Origin of the sequence: Cellulomonas humilata, assembly GCF_030814415.1 — a bacterium.
Classification (GTDB): Bacteria; Actinomycetota; Actinomycetes; order Actinomycetales; family Cellulomonadaceae; genus Cellulomonas; species Cellulomonas humilata_A.
In genome coordinates this window covers 298,680-317,378 of the sequence record NZ_JAUSVB010000004.1, presented here as the reverse complement: position 1 = coordinate 317,378, position 18,699 = coordinate 298,680, and the positions used below count along the sequence as shown (strand labels likewise).

General features: G+C 73.1%; 19 protein-coding genes. 12 read left to right on the top strand and 7 right to left on the bottom strand.

The genetic code is table 11. The annotated features are described in order from the left end of the window. Window positions 1–12 precede the first annotated feature (12 nt). From J2X26_RS15540 to J2X26_RS15490, 11 genes are all read left to right on the top strand, one after another. The gene (locus J2X26_RS15540; protein WP_307493611.1) at window positions 13–897 is read left to right on the top strand and encodes an ABC transporter permease; all 885 of its coding nucleotides are present in this window, start codon (window positions 13–15) and stop codon (window positions 895–897) included. Next, window positions 894–2,540 carry a dipeptide ABC transporter ATP-binding protein gene (locus J2X26_RS15535; protein WP_307493610.1) on the top strand — a complete coding sequence of 549 codons (1,647 nt, stop codon included), beginning with the start codon at window positions 894–896 and terminating at the stop codon, window positions 2,538–2,540. The genes J2X26_RS15540 and J2X26_RS15535 overlap by 4 nt, the downstream gene beginning before the upstream one ends. Further along, the gene (locus tag J2X26_RS15530) at window positions 2,537–3,367 is read left to right on the top strand and encodes a DUF1684 domain-containing protein (protein ID WP_307493609.1); all 831 of its coding nucleotides are present in this window, start codon (window positions 2,537–2,539) and stop codon (window positions 3,365–3,367) included. Before J2X26_RS15535 ends, J2X26_RS15530 begins: the two co-directional genes overlap by 4 nt. Continuing rightward, complete coding sequence (locus J2X26_RS15525) at window positions 3,364–3,933, top strand: GNAT family N-acetyltransferase (RefSeq protein ID WP_307493608.1); 570 nt, start codon at window positions 3,364–3,366, stop codon at window positions 3,931–3,933. The genes J2X26_RS15530 and J2X26_RS15525 overlap by 4 nt, the downstream gene beginning before the upstream one ends. Next, window positions 3,930–4,991 carry an amino acid ABC transporter permease gene (locus J2X26_RS15520; protein ID WP_307493607.1) on the top strand — a complete coding sequence of 354 codons (1,062 nt, stop codon included), beginning with the start codon at window positions 3,930–3,932 and terminating at the stop codon, window positions 4,989–4,991. The genes J2X26_RS15525 and J2X26_RS15520 overlap by 4 nt, the downstream gene beginning before the upstream one ends. Next, window positions 4,988–5,752 (top strand): amino acid ABC transporter ATP-binding protein, encoded by a 765-nt coding sequence (locus J2X26_RS15515; protein ID WP_307493606.1) that lies wholly within the window; start codon window positions 4,988–4,990, stop codon window positions 5,750–5,752. Before J2X26_RS15520 ends, J2X26_RS15515 begins: the two co-directional genes overlap by 4 nt. Before the next feature lie 26 nt (window positions 5,753–5,778). Then, complete coding sequence (locus J2X26_RS15510; RefSeq protein WP_307493605.1) at window positions 5,779–6,786, top strand: ABC transporter substrate-binding protein; 1,008 nt, start codon at window positions 5,779–5,781, stop codon at window positions 6,784–6,786. A 96-nt stretch (window positions 6,787–6,882) separates the two neighbouring features. Then, entirely contained in the window at window positions 6,883–8,019 is a 1,137-nt protein-coding gene (gene solA, locus J2X26_RS15505; RefSeq protein WP_307493604.1) for an N-methyl-L-tryptophan oxidase, read from the top strand. Window positions 8,020–8,044: 25 nt separating this feature from the next. Beyond that, window positions 8,045–9,235 carry an LLM class flavin-dependent oxidoreductase gene (locus J2X26_RS15500; RefSeq protein ID WP_307493603.1) on the top strand — a complete coding sequence of 397 codons (1,191 nt, stop codon included), beginning with the start codon at window positions 8,045–8,047 and terminating at the stop codon, window positions 9,233–9,235. 26 nt (window positions 9,236–9,261) lie between these two features. Then, window positions 9,262–10,368, top strand: coding sequence for an LLM class flavin-dependent oxidoreductase (locus tag J2X26_RS15495; protein ID WP_307493602.1), 1,107 nt, complete (start codon window positions 9,262–9,264; stop codon window positions 10,366–10,368). 13 nt (window positions 10,369–10,381) lie between these two features. After that, the gene (locus J2X26_RS15490) at window positions 10,382–11,482 is read left to right on the top strand and encodes an LLM class flavin-dependent oxidoreductase (RefSeq protein WP_307493601.1); all 1,101 of its coding nucleotides are present in this window, start codon (window positions 10,382–10,384) and stop codon (window positions 11,480–11,482) included. Window positions 11,483–11,543: 61 nt separating this feature from the next. On the opposite strand, the gene J2X26_RS15485 is transcribed toward J2X26_RS15490, so the two are convergent. The 7 genes from J2X26_RS15485 to J2X26_RS15455 form a co-directional block, all read right to left on the bottom strand. Next, complete coding sequence (locus J2X26_RS15485) at window positions 11,544–12,086, bottom strand: flavin reductase family protein (RefSeq protein WP_307493600.1); 543 nt, start codon at window positions 12,084–12,086, stop codon at window positions 11,544–11,546. Further along, window positions 12,083–12,652 (bottom strand): NADPH-dependent FMN reductase, encoded by a 570-nt coding sequence (locus tag J2X26_RS15480; protein ID WP_307493599.1) that lies wholly within the window; start codon window positions 12,650–12,652, stop codon window positions 12,083–12,085. The genes J2X26_RS15485 and J2X26_RS15480 overlap by 4 nt, the downstream gene beginning before the upstream one ends. Before the next feature lie 141 nt (window positions 12,653–12,793). Further along, window positions 12,794–14,578: a gamma-glutamyltransferase gene (gene ggt / locus J2X26_RS15475; protein ID WP_307493598.1), complete on the bottom strand. Its 1,785-nt coding sequence runs from the start codon at window positions 14,576–14,578 to the stop codon at window positions 12,794–12,796. A gap of 82 nt (window positions 14,579–14,660) precedes the next feature. Beyond that, window positions 14,661–15,095: a rhodanese-like domain-containing protein gene (locus tag J2X26_RS15470; protein ID WP_307493597.1), complete on the bottom strand. Its 435-nt coding sequence runs from the start codon at window positions 15,093–15,095 to the stop codon at window positions 14,661–14,663. Then, complete coding sequence (locus J2X26_RS15465; protein WP_307493596.1) at window positions 15,092–15,598, bottom strand: cysteine dioxygenase; 507 nt, start codon at window positions 15,596–15,598, stop codon at window positions 15,092–15,094. Before J2X26_RS15465 ends, J2X26_RS15470 begins: the two co-directional genes overlap by 4 nt. Window positions 15,599–15,883: 285 nt before the next feature. Continuing rightward, window positions 15,884–16,957, bottom strand: coding sequence for a DNA polymerase IV (locus J2X26_RS15460; protein ID WP_307493595.1), 1,074 nt, complete (start codon window positions 16,955–16,957; stop codon window positions 15,884–15,886). Between the two features lie 318 nt (window positions 16,958–17,275). Further along, window positions 17,276–17,845 (bottom strand): type 1 glutamine amidotransferase domain-containing protein, encoded by a 570-nt coding sequence (locus J2X26_RS15455; protein ID WP_307493594.1) that lies wholly within the window; start codon window positions 17,843–17,845, stop codon window positions 17,276–17,278. 327 nt (window positions 17,846–18,172) lie between these two features. On the opposite strand from J2X26_RS15455, the gene J2X26_RS15450 reads away from it, so the two are divergent. Beyond that, window positions 18,173–18,613, top strand: coding sequence for an Hsp20/alpha crystallin family protein (locus tag J2X26_RS15450; protein ID WP_307493593.1), 441 nt, complete (start codon window positions 18,173–18,175; stop codon window positions 18,611–18,613). The last annotated feature ends 86 nt before the right edge of the window (window positions 18,614–18,699 follow it).

The window sequence follows — 18,699 nt, the reverse complement described above, 5'->3', positions numbered from 1 at the left end:
GAAGGAACCGTCATGACACTCGTCTCGCAGGCTCCGGCCGCCGTCGCGGCGCCCAGCGTGGTCCTGGCACGTCCGGTACCGGGCCGCCGCCGACGCCACCCCCTGGCGACGCCCGGGGTGCTCGCGTCGTTCGCCGTCGTGCTCGTCATCCTGGGCTGGGCGCTCGTGCCGGGCCTGTTCACGGCGGCGGACCCGCTCGTGGGCGTGCCCGCCGACAAGCTCAGCGCACCGAGCGCGGAGCACTGGTTCGGCACCGACAACCTGGGCCGCGACCTGTACGCCCGCACCGTGCACGGCACCGGACTCTCGTTGCAGGCCGCGCTGCTGGCGCTCGGTCTGGGCCTCGCCGTGGGTGCTCTGGTCGGGCTCGTCGCCGGCTACCTCGGGGGAGCGGTCGACGCCGTGCTCATGCGGACCACCGACGTGCTCCTGGCGATCCCCGGCCTGCTGCTCTCGCTCGCGGTCGTCACCGCGCTCGGGTTCGGGACGCTCAAGGTCGCGATCGCCGTCGGGGTCGCGGAGGTGGCGACGTTCGCCCGCGTCATGCGTTCCGAGGTCCTGCGGGTGCGCACGACGACCTACGTCGAGGCGGCCGTCCTCGCCGGTGCGCGCCGCTCGGCGGTGCTCGCCCGGCACGTGCTGCCGAACGCGGCCGCTCCGATCCTGGTGCTGGCCACCGTGCAGCTCGGCGTGATCGTGCTGGCCGTGTCGTCGCTCAGCTTCCTCGGGTTCGGCGCCGTGCCGCCCACGCCCGAGTGGGGCTCCCTGGTTGCCGAGGGGCGCAACTACCTCTCCGTCGCGTGGTGGTTCACCACCCTGCCCGGTCTCGTCATCGCCGCCCTCGTCCTGGCCGCCAACCGGCTCGGTCGCCTCCTCGAAGGGAGGACGCACCGATGAGCGCTCCTGTCCTGCAGGTTCGCGACCTGGTCGTCGAGTACGAGGGTCGGGGCCATGCCGTCCAGGCCGTGCGCGGCGTGAGCTTCGACGTGCACGCCGGCGAGGTCGTCGCGCTGGTCGGCGAGTCCGGCTCCGGCAAGTCGACGACCGCGCACGCGGTGGTCGGCCTGCTCGCCGGCGGCGGTCGCGTGGTCGGTGGCAGCGTCCGGCTGCACGACGGCGAGCTGGTCGGTCTGCCCCCCAAGGCGTGGCAGCAGGTGCGTGGCGCGCGGATCGGCCTGGTGCCGCAGGACCCGGGCATCGCGCTCAACCCCGTGGCCCGGATCGGTGACCAGGTGGCGGAGGTGCTGCGCATCCACGGCCGGGTGCGTCGGGCCGCCGCTGCGCAGCAGGCCGTCGAGATCCTGCGGTCGGTCGGGCTGAGCGACCCCGAGGCGCGTGCCCGCCAGTACCCGCACGAGCTGTCCGGCGGCATGCGGCAGCGCGTGCTCATCGGCATCGCGCTCGCTCTCGAACCGTCCCTGGTGATCGCCGACGAGCCCACCAGCGCGCTCGACGTCACGGTGCAGAGCCGTGTGCTCGACCTCTTCGACGACCTCACCGCGCGCACCGGGTCGGCCGTCCTGTTCATCACGCACGACCTGGCGGTGGCGGCTGACCGCGCCGACCGGGTCGTGGTCATGAAGGACGGCGAGATCGTCGAGGAGGGGCTCACCGCGCAGGTGCTCGGCGCGCCCAGCCACCCGTACACCCGGTCCCTGCTGGCGGCCGCTCCGCAGCTCGCGGTCCGCGAGCGGGTTGCTCCGCGGGCGCCGTCCGTGGGGGCATCGCCGCTGCTCGACGTCCTGTCGGTCAGCAAGACGTTCCGCCTGCCCGGTCACGCCGGTCGCACGGTCCAGGCCGTCGACGACGTGAGTTTCTCGGTGCCGCGCGGAGGCGCGTTCGGCCTGGTGGGCGAGTCCGGCTCGGGCAAGTCGACGATCGCCCGGCTGGTGCTGCAGCTCACCACGCCGGACTCCGGGACCGTGCTGCTGGACGGCGCACCGGTCGTGGACGCCGCCGGCCGCGCGCTCCTGCGCCGCCGGTCGCAGCTGGTGCACCAGAACCCGTTCGCGTCGCTGGACCCGCGGTTCACGGTCGCGAAGATCATCGACGAGCCCCTGCGGTCGCACCGCGTGGGTTCCCGCTCGCAGCGGCGGGACCGCGTGGTCGAGCTGCTCGAGCAGGTCGCCCTCGGTGCGGCGTACGCGTCGCGTCGTCCCGGCGAGCTGTCGGGCGGCCAGCGGCAGCGGGTGGCGATCGCCCGTGCGCTGGCGCTCGAGCCGGACCTGCTGGTGCTCGACGAGCCGACCAGCGCGCTGGACGTCTCCGTCCAGGCGCAGATCCTGGCGCTGCTCGACCGGCTGCGACGCGACCGCGCGCTGACCTACCTGTTCATCTCGCACGACCTCGCCGTCGTGCGCCAGGTGGCCGACCGGGTCGGGGTCCTGCACGACGGCCGGTTGGTCGAGGTCGGGCCTACCGCCGACGTGTTCGACCACCCGCAGGACCCGTACACCGCCGAGCTGGTCGGGGCGATCCCCGGCCGGCGTGCCGATCTTCCCGTCCTCACCGCCGCACCGCTCGAGAGGAGCACCCGATGACCACGCTCGCCATCGACCCGACCGCCGACCTGCTGCGCTGGCGCAGCGACCGCGAGGACGTCCTGCGCCAGCCGCACGGCTGGCTCAGCCCGGTCGGTCTGTACGCGCTGACCGCGACACCGCGCTCGATCCCGGGGTTCCCGGGCCAGTGGTCGACCGACGGCGCCGACGCGCTGGTCGAGACCGACGCCGCCGACGCCGTGACCGACCCGCAGTCGCGCGAGGCGCTCGTGGGGAGCTGGCGGCGGACGGTCGGCGAGGGCCTGTCGACGCTGGTGGCGGCGTACGTGCCGGCAGGCCGCGACGACGAGGACCGCCTCGTCGTCGAGCTGGTCCGCCGGACCGGCCGGCTGTACCTGCGGGTCCGCGACCCGCGCGCCGCGGCGCGCACGGGCTTCAACGGCGTCCCGACGCACCCGTACGACCCCTCCTGGGTGGTCGACGTGCCGGTGCGCTGGTACGACGAGCCCGTCGAGGTGACGGTCGGTGCGGCGCAGCACGGGCTCGTGCACCACGTGCGGCTCGTGGGCGAGATCGACGTCGAGCGCGACGGTGTGCAGCACACCTTGCGGGTGTCCGGTGGCCACAACCCGGGGTCGGTCACCGTCCTGTTCAGCGACGAGGCCGAGGACCTGGCGCCGTGGCGCGTGGTCAGCGTCGACGTGGCCGACCGCGCAGCCGGCACGCTGCGGGTCGACCTCAACCGCACGGTCAACCTGCCGTACGCGTTCAGCGACTTCGGGACGTGCCCGGCACCCGTCGAGGGCAACCACCTGCCGTTCGCGGTGACCGCCGGCGAGCGCGACCCGCGCGGGCGTGCGTCGTGACCGCGCCGGCCTCCACCCTGACGGTCCGCTGGACCGACCTCGCCGACCCGCTGGTGCGCCCGCTGCTGGACGAGCTGGCGTACGAGTACGCCACCCGGTACCAGGGCATCCTGGCCGTCGACCAGATCCGCGACGAGCTGGAGCACTACCCGGCGGCCGAGTTCGCGGCGCCCGACGGCGCGCTCGTCCTGCTGCTCGAGGACGGGGAGCCGGTGGCGGGCGGGGCGTTCCGTCGCCGCGTCGAGCCCGAGCTGGGCGACTCAGCGCGTCGACCTCGGGCCGAGGGGCGTGACGAGGCCGGGCTCCCGACGGTCCCCACCGCCGAGCTCAAGCGGATCTGGACGCATCACGCGCACCGCCGCCGTGGCCTTGCCGCGCGGGTCGTCGCCGAGCTCGAGCAGCGCGCCTCGGACCTGGGCTACCCGCGGCTGTACCTGACCACCGGGCCGCGGCAGCCGGAGGCCGTCGGCCTGTACCTGCGCGCCGGGTACACGCCGCTGTTCGACCCGGCGGCCGAGGCGACCGGACCGCTGCCGTTCGAGAAGTGGCTGGAGGCGACCTCATGAGCGTCTTCCAGGACGAGTCCCGCCTGCTGGCACCGCCGCCGGTCCAGCCCGAGCGCAGCGGTGACGCGGCGACGCTCGCCGGCCTGCGCGTCGTCCCGAGCAGGCACCCGGGGCGCTGGCTCGCCACGGCCGTCGTCGCGGTGCTGCTCGCGATGGTCGTCAGCTCGTTGGTGACCAACGACCGGTGGCAGTGGTCGGTGGTGACGCAGTACCTGACCTGGCCGTCGGTCCTGTCCGGCCTGTGGGGGACCCTGCGCCTGACGTTCGCCGCCGCCGTCATCGGGTTCGGTCTGGGGACCGTGCTCGCCCTGATGCGGCTGTCGCGCTCTCCGCTGCTGCGCAGCGTCGCGTGGGGATACACCTGGGTGTTCCGCTCGGTGCCGCTGATCCTCCAGCTCCTGCTCTGGTACAACCTCGCGTACCTGTACCCGGAGATCTCGTTCGGCATCCCGTTCGGACCGGCGTTCACCGAGGTGGACACCCTGTCGATCGTCGGCAAGTTCGGCGCCGCCGTGCTCGGTCTCGGGCTCTCGCAGGCCGCGTACTCCGCCGAGATCGTCCGCGCCGGCATCCTCGGCGTCGACCAGGGCCAGCACGAGGCCGCTGCCGCGCTCGGCATCCCGCGCTCCCGCCAGCAGCTGCGCATCGTGCTCCCGCAGGCCATGCGGACGATCGTGCCGACGTCGATCAACGAGATCATCGGCTTGGTCAAGGGCACGTCGGTGGTCTACGTGCTGGCGTACGGCGAGCTGTTCTACACGGTCGGCGTGATCTACGGCCGCAACCTCAAGGTGGTCCCGCTGCTGCTGGTCGCGGCGATCTGGTACTTGATCGTCACCACGGTGCTCACCGTCGGGCAGTACTACCTGGAGCGGCACTACGCGAAGGGTGCCCTGCGCACGCTGCCGCCGACGCCGGTGCAGCGGCTGCGCTGGTCGGTGCTGGCCGCCGCGAGCAAGGTGACCGGGCGTCCGCTGCCGGCGAGCGTCCCGCCCAGCTACGCGGTGCGCTCGACGCTCGGCGCCGGCCACCTGTTCCGGACGGGGGGCGACCGATGAGCGCGGGTCTGGTCGAGGTGCACGGCGTGCACAAGTCCTACGGCACGCTCGAGGTGCTCGCCGGCATCGACCTCGTGGTCCAGCCGGGAGAGGTCACGGTCGTCATCGGCCCGTCGGGCTCCGGCAAGTCGACGCTGCTGCGGATCATCAACCACCTCGAGCGCGTGGACCGCGGGTTCGTGGCGGTCGGCGGCGAGGTCGTCGGCTACGAGCGCCGCGGTGACACCCTGCGCGAGCTGCGCGAGAAGGACGTCCTGCGGCAGCGCACCCGGATCGGCTTCGTGTTCCAGAGCTTCAACCTGTTCCCGCACCTGACCGTGCTGGAGAACCTGGTCGAGGCGCCGGTGCACGCCCAGGGCCGCCCGCGGCGCGAGGTCGAGGCCGAGGCGCGCGAGCTGCTCGAACGCGTCGGGCTGTCCGACAAGGCCGACGCCCGACCCCGGCAGCTGTCGGGCGGTCAGCAGCAGCGCGTCGCCATCGCCCGGGCGCTCGCCACCAAGCCCGAGGTCCTCCTCTTCGACGAGCCGACGTCCGCGCTGGACCCGGAGCTCGTGGGCGAGGTCCTCGACGTCATCAAGGACCTCGCGCACAGCGGCACGACCCTCGTCGTCGTCACGCACGAGATCGCCTTCGCCCGCGAGCTGGCCGACACGGTCGTGTTCATGGACAGCGGCCGGATCGTCGAGCAGGGCCCGCCCGCGCAGGTGCTCGACCACCCCCAGCACGCCCGCACCCGTTCGTTCCTCGACAAGGTCCTCTGACCACCCCACCCCGAAGAGAGAAGATGATGTCCACCACCACCACCGCCCGCTCGTCCCGCACCCGGCTGCTCGCCGCGCTCGTCCTGACGCCTCTGCTCGCAGGGCTCGCGGCCTGCTCCTCGAGCGCCGAGGCCGAGCCCGGTGGCGGCGACCTCCAGGAGGCCGCGCAGGCGGCCGGGCTCACCGTCAACACCACCGCGGACCAGGACCGCATCCACGCGACCGAGTCGGCCGAGGCGATCGCGCTCCTGCCGGCGGGGGTCAAGGAGAAGGGCACGCTGACGGTTGCCGTGAGCGCCTACGTGGCCCCGCTCGCGTTCCTTGCCGACGACGAGAAGACGCCCATCGGCAACGAGACCGACATCGCACAGCTGGTGGCCGACGCACTCGGTCTGCAGCTGAAGCACGAGGTCAAGGCGTGGGCCGACTGGCCGCTCGCCGTGCAGTCCGGCGCCGTGGACGCGGTCATCTCGAACGTCACGGTCACCGAGGAGCGCAAGGAGCTCTACGACTTCTCGTCCTACCGCAACGACCAGCTGGGCTGGCTCGTGCGCGCCGACAACGACGACCTCACGGAGATCTCCGAGCCGAAGGACATCGCCGGCCTGACGGTCGCAGTGGGCTCGGGCACCAACCAGGAGAAGATCCTGCTCGCCTGGGACGAGGAGAACCAGGCGGCCGGGCTCGAGGCCGCCAAGGTCGAGTACTTCGAGAACGACGGCGACACGATCCTCGCGCTGCAGTCGGGCCGCATCGACGTCTCGTTCGGCCCGAACGCGACGGCCGCGTACAAGGCCGCCGTGTCCCCGCAGGACTTCAAGGTGATCGGCACGCTCAACGGCGGCTGGCCCGCGACCGCGCAGATCGCCGTCGGCACCCTCAAGGGCAACGGGCTGGCACCGGCCATCACCGCGGCGCTCAACCACGCGTTCGAGGACGGCACCTACACCGAGGTGCTGGAGCGGTGGGGCCTGCAGGACGAGGCCATCGAGCAGTCCGAGACGAACCCGCCCGGTCTGCCCAAGACGGACTGACCCCACAGACGAGGCGGCTGGGGGAGTCGCCTCACACGGCCGGCTGGGTGGACGGGGGTCGCCCAGCCGGCCGACCCACACGAGCAGGAGGAGCAGATGAGCGAGCACGTGGACCACGTCGTCGTCGGCGGCGGGGTCATGGGTGCCGCGGCCGCGTGGCAGCTGGCCAGGCGCGGACGGCAGGTCGTCCTGCTCGAACGGTTCGGGCGCGGGCACACGTGGGGCGCGTCGCACGGTGCGTCCCGGATCTACCGGAACACCTACGCCCGCGCCGAGTACCTGGACCTGGTGCAGGAGGCGTTCGACCTGTGGCGGGTGCTCGAGGACGAGGCACCCGCGGTCGGGGAGCTGCTGACGATCACCGGCGGCGTGAGCCAGGGCTCCGTGGCGTCCCGTCAGGTGGCGGACGCGTTCGTCGCGCGGGGCATCCCGCACGAGTGGCTGTCCGCCGCCGAGGCTCACGCGCGCTGGCCGGGCCTCGCGTTCGAGGGTGACGTCCTGCACGAGACGAGCACGGCGGGCCGGGTGCACGCCGACCGCGCCGTCGAGGCGTTCCTCCAGGCCGCCGCTGCCGCGGGTGCCCGGGTGCTGCACGAGACACCCGTGCGCGCGGTCGAGCAGACCGGCGACGGGGTGCGGGTGGTCACCGACACCGGCACGTGGCAGGCGACGAGCGTCGTCGTGGCGGTCGGTGCCTGGACCTCCGGGCTGCTCGCCGGCATCCCCGAGCTGGCCGACCGGCTGGTGGTGACCCAGGAGCAGCCTGCGCACTTCGCGCTGCGACTGGACGCGCCCGCCGCGGATCTGTGGCCGTCGTTCACGCACGACCCGCCCGCCCCGCACCCCTGGCCCAGCGGCGTCTACGGCCTGGCGACCCCGGGCGAGGGGATCAAGGTGGGTTTCCACGGCGTCGGACCTCGCACCGATCCCGACCGGCGGACGTTCACCCCCGAGCCGCACCAGCTGCGGCAGCTGCGCGACTACGTGGCGCAGTGGGTGCCGGGCGCCGACCCCGACCACCTCGTCCCGATCTCCTGCACGTACACCACGACGCCGGACCACGACTTCGTCCTCGACCGCCGCGGACGCGTGGTCGTCGCGGCCGGGTTCTCGGGGCACGGCTTCAAGTTCGCGCCGGCCCTCGGACGCGTGCTCGCCGACCTGGCGTCCGAGCCCGCCTACTCGACGCACCCCGCCTTCGCTGCCGCCCGGTTCGCGGCCCTGCCGGCCTGACCCCGACCCCCACGGAGGACCTTCCATGACCACGAACGTGCCCCTGTCCATCCTCGAGCTGGCGACCGTCGGCGTCGGCCAGACGGGCGCCGACGCCTTGCGCGCCACGCTCGACCTCGCCGTCGCGGCCGACCGGCTCGGGTACCGCCGGCTCTGGTTCGCGGAGCACCACCTTGCGCCTGGCGTAGCGTCCGCCTCTCCCGCGGTCCTCGCAGCCCTCGCCGCCGAGCGCACCCGTCGCCTGAAGGTGGGCTCGGGGGCCGTGCTGCTGGGGACGACGAGCCCGCTGATCGCGGCCGAGCAGTTCGGCACCATCGCGGCACTGCACCCCGGCCGCGTCGACCTGGGGCTGGGTCGCGCGTTCACACCGCCCCCGGAGGGGAACGCCCCGCCGCCGCCCACCCAGGCGCGCGACGTCCACGGCCTGCACGTCCCGGGCACGCCGCCGATCGACTTCACGGACTCCTCCCTGCGGGCCCGCATCCTCGCGCAGAAGGAGGTCATCGGCGCCAGCCGCACCGGCCACGACTTCCGCGCCGAGCTCGAGCTGGTCCTCGGCCTGCTCGCCGACGACTACGTCGACAGCGCCGGCAACGCCTACGTCAGCCCGCCCGTCGCCGGCGCGGCGTTCGACCTGTGGGTGCTGGCCTCGAGCGGGGGCGAGAGCGCGCGTGTCGCCGGCGCCCTCGGTCTCCCGCTCGCGGCGAACTACCACGTCAGCCCGTCGAACGTGCTCGGCACCGTCGAGGCGTACCGCGCTGCCTTCCGGCCGGGCGTGCTGGCCGAGCCGTACGTCGTGGTCTCCGCCGACGTGCTGGCCGCCGAGACGACCGAGCGGGCGCAGCACCTCGCGGACCCGTTCGCGGAGTGGGTGCTCTCGATCCGGCGTGGCGCCCAGGGGGCGATCGCGTACCCGGAGCCGGGGACCACGACGCCGTGGGAGCAGCGCAGCGCCGCCGACCAGGACGTGCTGCGCGACCGGATCGACACCCGCATCGTCGGCACGCCCGACGAGGTCGTCGCCCGCCTGGCCACCCTGCAGCGCGTGACCGGGGCCGACGAGCTCCTGGTCACCACCGAGACCCACGACCCGCGCGACCGCGTCCGCTCGTTCGAGCTGCTCGCGGCCGACTGGGGTCTGCACGCCGACATGTCCGACGCGGCAGCTGCCGACGCGTCTGCCGACGCCCACGACCTGGTGCCCTCGGGCGCCTGATCCCCACCACCAGAAGGAGCCCCACCGTGCCTGTCGACTTCCTCGGCATCGCCACCACCAGCAACGCCTCGGAGACGCAGGTCCCCACCACGGCGCCGCTCGACCTGCGCTACCTGGAGCGGATCGTGCGCGCCCACGAGGACAACGGCTGGACCCGCGTGCTGTTCGCGTACGGCTCCAGCGGCCCCGAGCCGTCGGTGCTGGCCGCCCACGCGGCAGCGCGCCTCGACTCGATCGAGCTGCTGCTCGCGCACCGCCCGAATGTCTCGTACCCCACGTTCGCCGCCAAGTCGTTCGCGACGCTGGACCAGCTCTCCGGCGGTCGCCTCTCGGTGCACTTCATCACCGGCGGCAACGACCACGAGCAGCAGCGCGAGGGCGACACGCTCACCAAGGACCAGCGGTACGCGCGCACCCAGGAGTACATCCAGATCGTCAAGCGGGCCTGGACCAGCGCCGAGCCCTTCGACCACGACGGGGAGTTCTATCAGTTCCGCGACTTCGTGCTCGACGCCAAGGCGGTCGACGGCCGTTCGCCCACGATCTCCTTCGGGGGGTCGTCCGACGCCGCGTACCGGGTCGGTGCCGCCGAGGCGGACATCTACGCCGTGTGGGGCGAGCCGCTGGACCGGACCGCCGAGCAGATCGCGCGGATCCGTCGTGAGGCCGCCGCCGCGGGACGGACCACGCCCCCGCGCATCCACGCCGCCTTCCGGCCGATCATCGCGCCTACCGAGGAGCTGGCCTGGGAGAAGGCGCACCGGATCCTCGGCGCGATCGAGGCCCGCAAGGCGGCCGCCGGTGGCGTCCTGAGCCGACGCCACTCGATCGACAAGCCCGAGAACGCCGGCTCGCAGCGGCTTCTGGAGATCGCCGCGCAGGGGGACCGGTTCGACTCGGTCCTCTGGACGGCGACGGCGAAGGCCACCGGGGGAGCCGGCAACTCCAACGCGCTGGTCGGGACGCCGGAGCAGGTCGCGGAGGCGCTCCTGGCGTACTACGACCTGGGCGTGAGCGTGATCTCCGCCCGCGGGTACGACCTGCTCGACGACGCCATCGACTTCGGCCGCTACGTCATCCCGCTGGTCCGCGACGAGGTCGCCGCCCGCGACGCCGCGCGAACCGCGGCCTGAGGAGGGACAGAGCATGCGTTTCCAGGTTCTCGACATCGTCTTCAACCCGCCGCACCCCGTCACGGGTGAGGCGGTCCCGCCGGCCGACCGGCTCGCACGGGTGGTCGAGACGGCCGTGCTCGCCGAGCAGCTCGGCATCGACGCCTTCGCGGTGGGAGAGCGGCACGCCGGCGAGGTGCTCTCGTCGTCGCCCACCGTGCTGCTCGGTGCGCTCGCCGCGAGCACCTCCCGCATCCTGCTCAGCACCGGGGTGACCGTGCTGTCCCTGCTGGACCCGATCCGGGTCGCCGAGGACTACGCCACGATCGACCAGCTCAGTCGCGGCCGGCTCGAGATCGTCATCGGCAAGGGCAACGAGGCGCTGCAGTACCCGCTGCTCGGGCTCGACCTCGACAAGCAGTACGAGTACCTCGAGGAGAACTACGAGCTGCTCAGCCTGCTGCTCAGCCGCGAGGACGTCGAGTGGGTCGGCCGGCACCGCCCCGACCTGCACGGCGCGACCACCCTGCCGCGGCCGTTCTCGGGCCCGTTCCGGATCTGGCACGGCTCCGCGACCTCGCAGTTCGCGGTCGACCTTGCCGCCAAGCACGGCGACCCGATCGTCAGCGCGAACGCCCTGCAGTCCCGCGAGAACTACCAGGTGCTCATCGACCGGTACCGGGAGCAGTACGCGGCGCACGGTCACGACCCGGCGTACGCGTTCGTCGGCTCCGGCTCGGGCGGGCTGTTCCTGGCGGACACCACCGAGCAGGCCATCGCGCAGTACCGCCCGTTCTACGAAGGGGCGGTCGCGCGGCAGGACCTGCGCAAGCACGACCCCGCCGCGGTGGGCAAGGTGACCAGCTTCCGGACCATCGAGGAGGCCGTCGAGCGCGGTCCGGCGCTCGTCGGGTCGCCCGAGCGCGTCGCGGAGAAGATCCTCGACTACCACGCCAGCTACCGGCACGACCTGCAGTCCGTCTCGATCAACCACGTCCTCGAGCCCGCCCACCAGGACGACGTCCTGCGGCGGTTCGCGGAGGAGGTGGTCCCGCTGGTCAAGGCCGAGGTGAAGACCGACCTGTGGGGTCCGGCCGACGCCCGGCGCCCCGCGGGGTTCACCGCGGTCGACTGAGACGGAGAGGAGCCCCCCGCTGCGGCGGGGGGCTCCTCTTGTGTGCGGGGCAGGCTGGGTCTCAGATCGCCGTGTGCGACCCGATCCGGTGGTAGCTGCGGTCGTGGTAGACCAGCGGCGTCGTGTCGTCGGACGTGCCGTGCTCGAGCGCCCGCAGCGAGACGAGGTAGCTGTCGCCGACCGGGGTGCGCTGGAGCACCCGACCGCGGACCCAGGAGACCGCTCCCTCGATGACGGGCTCGCCGCTGCCCAGGTCGTACCAGCCGCCCGCGGCGAACCGGTCGATGCCGCTCGTCGCGAAGCGTGCCGACACGTCGTCCTGGTCGGCCGACAGGAAGCTCACCGTGAGGGTGCGTGCGCGGGACAGGGCGTCCCACGACGAGGACGTCGACGCCAGCGAGAACGCGAGCAGCGGGGGAGCGGCGGAGACGGAGATGACCGAGGTCGCCGTGAACCCGATCCGGCGCTCGCCGTCGCGCAGCGCGACGACCGCGACCCCCGCGGGGTGCAGGCGGAATACCTCCTTGTACTGCTGGGGCGACAGCTGCGGCTCGTCCTGGTCCCGGAGCAGGCGGTCCAAGGCGTGCAACGTCTCGGCGGTCATGCGCGGGCCGCCGTGAGGTCGGCGGGGACCGACGCGACCTGCGCCGCGAGAGCACGGCCACCGTCGTTCCACCAGCGCTCGACCACGGGGTCGAGGTCCGTGAGCTGCGACTCGACCAGGGTCAGCGCCCGGGTGGGGACGACGGCGCCGAGCTCGACGAGCAGGGGCCGCAGGTGCACCTCGCCGACGAGCGCGTGCGCGGGGTTGCCCGAGACGACGACGGGCACCGCGACCACGCCGCTCAGCCCGCCCGGGCCGTAGAGGTCGAGGAACGCCTTCAGAAGACCGGTGTATGACGCCTTGTAGACGGGAGTCGCGACGACGAGCACCGTGGCCTCGGCGACCGTGCGCAGCGCTTCGTCGGCAGTCGCGTGCACGTCGGCCAGGATCTCGGCGGCGAACCGCGCGAGCTCGATCGTCTCGACCGGCTGCTCGGACCCGAGGAACCGTGCCGTCTCCTCGCCGATGCGCACCGCGGCGGCCGTGGTGCGCGAGCCCGCCCGTGGGTTGCCCGACAGCACCACCACTCGTGCTCCGGGGTGATGCGACGACGTCTGATGGGTCATGGCGGGGTCCTCGATCTCGGTTCTCATGAACCCGCCGCACAGTCCGCGCGGGTTCGATGCACCGGGTATAACAATAATCCCGACTTGACCAGAGGGTTTAGTCAACTTTCTTGCATGCCGGACGAATGAGCCGGCGTGATGTCAGCTGTCGTGCACCACCGCGGCGCTGCCACCGCCGCGCCGGACCGGTTCCGCGACCGCCAGCAGCGCGCCGCCGTCGAGGAACTCGATTGCCGTCACCGCCCCGATCTCCGGGTTGTCCACGAACGTGTGGCCGAGAGCCTGCAGCGGTGCCCGGTCGAAGCCGGGCTCGGCCTGGACCGCGACGGTGTTGCGCTGGGTCGCGCGCGGCGCCGCGACGGCGGCCGGCAGGTCCATGCCGAGGTCCACTCGGTTCACCAGGACCTGCAGCACCGTCGTGATGATGGTCGACCCACCGGGGGAGCCCAGCGCCAGGAACGGTGCGCCGTCGGCCAGGATGATCGTCGGCGACATCGAGCTGCGCGGCCGCTTGCCGGGGCCGGGCAGGTTCGGGTCGTTGCCGCCCTGGGTGTCGGTGAAGTTGAAGTCGGTCAGCTCGTTGTTGAGCAGGAAGCCACGCCCCGGCACGACGATGCCGTTGCCGCCGAGCGACTCGATGGTGAGCGTGTACGCCACCACGTTGCCCCAGCGGTCTGCGGTGGTCAGGTGCGTCGTGGACTGGCCGTCGGTGCCCTCGGTGCCCGCGGCGGCGGTCGCGCACGACGCGTAGTCGCCGTCGGGGACCCCAGGAGCGACCGGCTTGGTCAGCGCCGCCGTGGGGTTGATGAGGCAGGCGCGCTCCGCGGCGAAGCCGTCGGACAGCAGCTGCTCGAGCGGCACGTCCACGAACGCGGGGTCGCCGACGTACCGGTTGCGGTCGGCGAACGCCAGGGCGCTGGCCTCCAGGTAGTGGTGGAGCGTCTGCGTCGGGTCGCCGAGGTCGGAGGCCTCCAGGATGTTCAGCGCCTCGCCGACGGTGGAGCCGCCGGACGACGGCGGCGCCATCCCGTAGACGTCGAGGCCGCGGTAGGAGACGAGCGTCGGAGCCCGCAGCGGCGACTGGTAGGACGCGAGGTCGCCGAGCTCCAGCAGTCCGGGGCGCACGACGAGCGTGCTGCGGCGACCGACGGGTGGGTCCTGGACCGTCCGGACGATCTCCTGGGCGAGCCGGCCGGTGTAGAGCGCGTCGACACCCTTGCGGGCCAACAGGTCGTAGGTGTCGGCCAGGTCGCGGTTGCGGAAGACCGACCCGACCGCCGGTGGGGCGCCCCGGCGCAGGAAGAGGTCCGACGAGGACCGGAAGGCGGAGAACCGCGCGACGTTCGCGGTCGTCTGGTCGACGAACGTCTGGTCGACCACGAACCCGCGACGCGCCACGTCGGTGGCCCCGCGCAGCGCGGTGCGGAGATCGATGGACCCCCACTGGTCGAGAGCGGTCGCCCACGTCCGCGGCGTGCCGGGCACGCCGACGGACAGTCCCGACGTGACGGCGTCGGCGAACGGGATCGGCACGCCGTTCTCGACGAATGCGTTGCTCTGCATCGCCATCGGGGCGGTCTCGCGGCCGTCGATGGTGTGGACCTGACCGGTCGCCGCCTCGTAGTAGACGAAGAAGCCACCGCCGCCGATGCCCGACGAGAACGGCTCGGTGACACCGAGCGTCGCCGCCGCCGCGACCGCGGCATCCACCGCGTTCCCGCCCCGGCGCAGCACGTCCAGGCCGACGCGGGTCGCGTCGGCGTCGACGGTGGTGACGGCCCCGCCGGTGCCGGTGGCCACCGGCACCTTGTCGCCCTGGCCGGGGTGCGGAGGGTGAGCCGAGGCGGGCGCGACGCCCACCCCCAGTGCGAGGGCGACGGCGGCGACGAGCGCCACCAGCGAGCCGGTCGGCCTGGACGATCGCATGAGATCTCCTCGGACGAGAGAGCGGGTGTCACGGTTGTCACCCGGTCTATCACTCGTCCGTGCCGGTGCCCAGCCCTTCCTCTCAGAGGCGTGGCGCGTGCACTCCCGACACGACGAGCGGGCCGCGTGTCCCTCCGACGACGGGGAGCCCTGCTGCGGCCCACGCGTGGAAGCCGCCCACGACGTCGGTCGCGCGGTGCAGCCCGAGGTCCGCGAGCGCGGCGGCAGCCAGGCTGGACGTGTAGCCCTCCGAGCAGAGCACGACGACCTGGACGTCGTAGCCGGTCGCGGCCGGGATGCGGTGGTCGCTGGCCGGATCGAGCCGCCACTCGAGCACGTTCCGCTCGATCACGACCGCCTGCGGCACCTCGCCCTCGGTCGCGCGCTGGGCCGCCGGGCGGATGTCGATGAGCAGCGCGCCCGCCGCCAGGGCGTCCCACGCGTCGGTCGGGTCGAGCCGGTGCAGCCCTGCCCGGGCCTCCGCCAGGACGTCGTCGATGGTCCGACGGCGGGTCACTTGTCCGACTCCGGCTCGTCGGTCTCGACCGTGCGCGAGGGGACGAGCGTGCCGTCCGGGGCAGTCGCCCAGTACGTCATCCGGGTCAGGGGCGGGGAGTAGGCGTGGATGCTCACAGCCGCCTCGGTCCCGGTGTTGAGCACGTCGTGACGGTCACCCGGGTCGACCGTCTGGGTCCGGTCGGCGGGGAACTGCTGCGGTACGAGGTCACCGTCGGAGGTCGGACGGACCTCCGTGAGGGTGCCGGCGACGATCGTGAACGCCGCGGCCGAGGTGCCGTGGTCGTGCAGCTCGGTGCCCTGGGACGGGAGCCAGGTGAGCAGCCAGACGTCGACCCCGGGCGGGGCGTCCAGCCGGGTCCACCAGCGGCCGCTCTCCTGGAACTGGACCAGGGGCTGCCACAGGTCGGGCTGCGCGGCGAGCGCACGGGTCAGCGCGCTGAGCTGGTCGACGTCGAGCGGGGCGGCGACGGTGTCGGGACGGGGGGACAGGTCGATGCTCATGGTGGTGCCTCTCGGGGGTGCGTCTGCGGGCCGACCCGGACGCGTCGAGGCGTGGGTCGGACGGGCCTGCTCCCGGCGCGGGCCGGGTGGGAGCGTCAGTGCTGCTGACAGCAGGCCGGACAGGAACGCAGCGCGAGGGCGGCGCGACGGGACGGGAGCGCGGTGACGCGGACAGCGGTCATCGAAGGCTCCTCCCAGGTCGGCTCGGTCGCGGCGGGCACAGACGAGCACGCGCCGTCCGCCACGGTCAAGAGTTCGGCCGGGACTCTCGCATGGTGGACGTGCCTAGATCCGGCCGCGCACCGGAGTGCGGTCGGCCGGGTCCGCGTCGTCGGGCATCGCCATCTCTGCCCGGACGCCGAGCAGCCGGATCTCCCGGTCCTCGACCTTGTCGGCGAGCGCCAGGACAGCGTCGACGATCGTCTCGGGGTCACGCGTGGCGGCGGGGAGCTTGCGGCTCATGGTCGTGGTGACGAACGGCGCGTAGCGCACCTTCAGGCCGACCCGCACGACCGGTCGGCCGTCCTGCGCCGTGTCGTCGACCACCTCGCGCGCCATCGTCCGGACCGCGTCCCGTACCTGCTCCGCATCCGTGAGGTTCTGCTGGAACGTCGTCTCGCGGCTGTGCCCGCGCGGCACCCAGGGGGCGTCGTCCACGGTCGTCGGCCCGAGGCCCTGCCCGAGCTCGTGGTACCAGACACCCATCTTCGGCCCGAACTCGGCGACCAGGGCGTCGGCCGGAGCGTCGGCCAGCTCCTGCACGGTGGTGACGCCGAGCGTCGTGAGGCGGCGCGACACCTTCGTCCCGACGCCCCACAGGTCGATCGTGGGGCGGTGACCCATGACGTCGAACCAGTTCTCGGCGGTCAGCCGGAACACCCCGGCCGGCTTGCCGAACTCGGTGGCGATCTTCGCGCGGACCTTGTTGTCACCGATGCCCACCGAGCAGTGCAGCCGCGTCTCGCGCAGGACGGCCGCCTGCGCGTCCCGGGCCAGCCCCTCCGGGTCGTCGGTCTGCGCACCGAGGAACGCCTCGTCCCAGCCGAGCACCTCGACGACGACGTCGAGCGTGCGCAAGGTCGCCATCACCCGGTCGGAGGCGGCCTCGTACTCCGGGGCGTCCACGGGAAGGAACACGGCGTCGGGCAGCTTGCGGGCAGCGATGCGCAACGGCATCCCGGAACGCACCCCGAAGACCCGTGCCTCGTAGGACGCGGTGGAGACGACACCCCGCTCGGTCGGGTCACCACGGCCGCCGACGACGACCGGCTTGCCGGCGAGGTCCGGGCGGCGCAGCACCTCGACGGCCGCGACGAACTGGTCGAGGTCGACGTGCAGCACCCAGGCGTGCGAGCCCATGGACCGAGTCTGCCCGACCCGCCCTTCGGGAGCCGTGCGGCGTGCCCGGCCAGGGTCCAGCCGCTGGTGCCCCGCCGGAGCAGGAGGTTGGCGTGGTGGAGGTCGTCGAGCGTGAGTGTCGGCCGGGCCGGTGCACGGAAGAGGTCCTCGTGATCGTGCAGGACGTCCAGTGCCTCCCGCCGACGTCCGGCGTCGGGGATCCGCAGCTCGACCCGCGCGTGCAGCGCGTGCACGGGGCTCGGCATCGGTCGGCCCTCTGCGGTTCGTCGGGTCAGCTCGTCGTCCGTATCCTCCACCGTGCGACAGGAGCGGGCGGGCTCACCCCTCGTGGCTGCTGGCGAGCGCCTTCTCGACGGCGGGCAGGAAGTCGTCCAGGTCGTCCGGTGTGCGCGAGGTGACCAGGGTGAACGGGCCGCCGTCGTCGATCGAGACCGGCTGGTCCACCCACGTCGCCCCGGCGTTGCGCAGGTCGGTACGCAGCGACGCGTACGACGTCACCGTCCGTCCCTCGACCACGCCCGCCTCGGCCAGCGCCCACGGGCCGTGGCAGATCGCCGCGATCGGGCGGCCGGACGACGCGAAGGCGCGGACCGTGTCGAGCGCGCCGCTCTCCAGCCGCAGGGCGTCGGCGTTCAGTGTGCCGCCAGGGATGAGGAGCAGGTCGAAGTCCGACCCCGCGTCGCCGTACGTCGCGTCCGGCTGCACGGTCCGGCCGGGGTCCTTGTCGCCGACGAGGGTCTGGACCGCGTCCCTCGACGCGGCCGCGACCACAACCGTGGCGCCGCGCCCACGCAGGTGCTCGACCGGCACGACGAGCTCGTCCTGCTCGACGCCGTAGTTGGTGACGATCGCCAGGACTCGGTAGCCGCTCAGGGTTGTCTCGCTCATGGGGGTGTCCTTCCGGGGCCACCGCGGACGGTCCGACCACGCGCGTCGGAGGACTCCGCCGGCGCGGCGTGTGGATCGTGGACGGCTCGTCGATCAGCGCGGCTGCCTCACGCATGACGTCCCGACGCTACGCCGCCGCCGATCCGCACGCGCGCCGTGCCACGGCCGGGACGACTCGTTCGCCGCACGCGAACGCCGCCCGAGCACGGCTGGCACTCTCACTTCGAGAGTGCTAATTCTTTGTGTTGTAGCCAGTCCGGCCACGGGGGTCGGACAGCACCCGAGGCCCGGACGGTCCGGCGCCTCGCCGTGAAGGAGGTGACGGTCATGGCTACGCGATTCGACCCGTTCCAGGAGTTCGACCGCCTGTTCGCCCAGGTCGTGTCCGCCGAGCGCGCGTCCACGACCATGCCGATGGACCTGTACCGCTCCGGGGACCACTACGTGCTGCACGTGGACCTGCCGGGCGCCGACCCGGGCACCATCGACGTGAACGTCGAGGACCGCACGCTCACCATCCGCGCGCAGCGCACGCCGCACACGGAGCAGGACGTGCAGTGGCTGGCGAAGGAACGGCCCGTCGGCACGTACGCGCGACAGCTCGCGGTGAGCCGCGGCCTCGCCCTCGACGCGATCTCGGCCACCTACGCGGACGGCGTGCTCACGCTCAGCATCCCCGTCGCCGAGGAGGCCAAGCCGCGGCGCATCGAGGTCCAGCACGCGGGCGACACCGCCCAGATCACGTCCGAGGCAGGCACCGGCTCCTGACGAAGGACGGCGGGGGCGCGCGCGGTGCGAGAGCACGCTCGGGACGCTCGGGACGCCCTGTGCGGGCGAGCCGACCCCGCGCCCCT

Bases quoted from the DNA above. Each gene is read 5' to 3' on its own strand.
- J2X26_RS15490 (WP_307493601.1), top strand. From the start codon at position 10,382: ATGCGTTTCCAGGTTCTCGACATCGTCTTCAACCCGCCGCACCCCGTC.
- J2X26_RS15455 (WP_307493594.1), bottom strand. From the start codon at position 17,845: ATGAGCGAGACAACCCTGAGCGGCTACCGAGTCCTGGCGATCGTCACC.
- J2X26_RS15480 (WP_307493599.1), bottom strand. From the start codon at position 12,652: ATGACCCATCAGACGTCGTCGCATCACCCCGGAGCACGAGTGGTGGTG.
- J2X26_RS15510 (WP_307493605.1), top strand. From the start codon at position 5,779: ATGTCCACCACCACCACCGCCCGCTCGTCCCGCACCCGGCTGCTCGCC.
- J2X26_RS15540 (WP_307493611.1), top strand. From the start codon at position 13: ATGACACTCGTCTCGCAGGCTCCGGCCGCCGTCGCGGCGCCCAGCGTG.
- J2X26_RS15530 (WP_307493609.1), top strand. From the start codon at position 2,537: ATGACCACGCTCGCCATCGACCCGACCGCCGACCTGCTGCGCTGGCGC.
- J2X26_RS15500 (WP_307493603.1), top strand. From the start codon at position 8,045: ATGACCACGAACGTGCCCCTGTCCATCCTCGAGCTGGCGACCGTCGGC.
- J2X26_RS15535 (WP_307493610.1), top strand. From the start codon at position 894: ATGAGCGCTCCTGTCCTGCAGGTTCGCGACCTGGTCGTCGAGTACGAG.
- ggt (WP_307493598.1), bottom strand. From the start codon at position 14,578: ATGCGATCGTCCAGGCCGACCGGCTCGCTGGTGGCGCTCGTCGCCGCC.
- J2X26_RS15465 (WP_307493596.1), bottom strand. From the start codon at position 15,598: ATGAGCATCGACCTGTCCCCCCGTCCCGACACCGTCGCCGCCCCGCTC.
- solA (WP_307493604.1), top strand. From the start codon at position 6,883: ATGAGCGAGCACGTGGACCACGTCGTCGTCGGCGGCGGGGTCATGGGT.
- J2X26_RS15515 (WP_307493606.1), top strand. From the start codon at position 4,988: ATGAGCGCGGGTCTGGTCGAGGTGCACGGCGTGCACAAGTCCTACGGC.
- J2X26_RS15520 (WP_307493607.1), top strand. From the start codon at position 3,930: ATGAGCGTCTTCCAGGACGAGTCCCGCCTGCTGGCACCGCCGCCGGTC.
- J2X26_RS15460 (WP_307493595.1), bottom strand. From the start codon at position 16,957: ATGGGCTCGCACGCCTGGGTGCTGCACGTCGACCTCGACCAGTTCGTC.
- J2X26_RS15450 (WP_307493593.1), top strand. From the start codon at position 18,173: ATGGCTACGCGATTCGACCCGTTCCAGGAGTTCGACCGCCTGTTCGCC.
- J2X26_RS15485 (WP_307493600.1), bottom strand. From the start codon at position 12,086: ATGACCGCCGAGACGTTGCACGCCTTGGACCGCCTGCTCCGGGACCAG.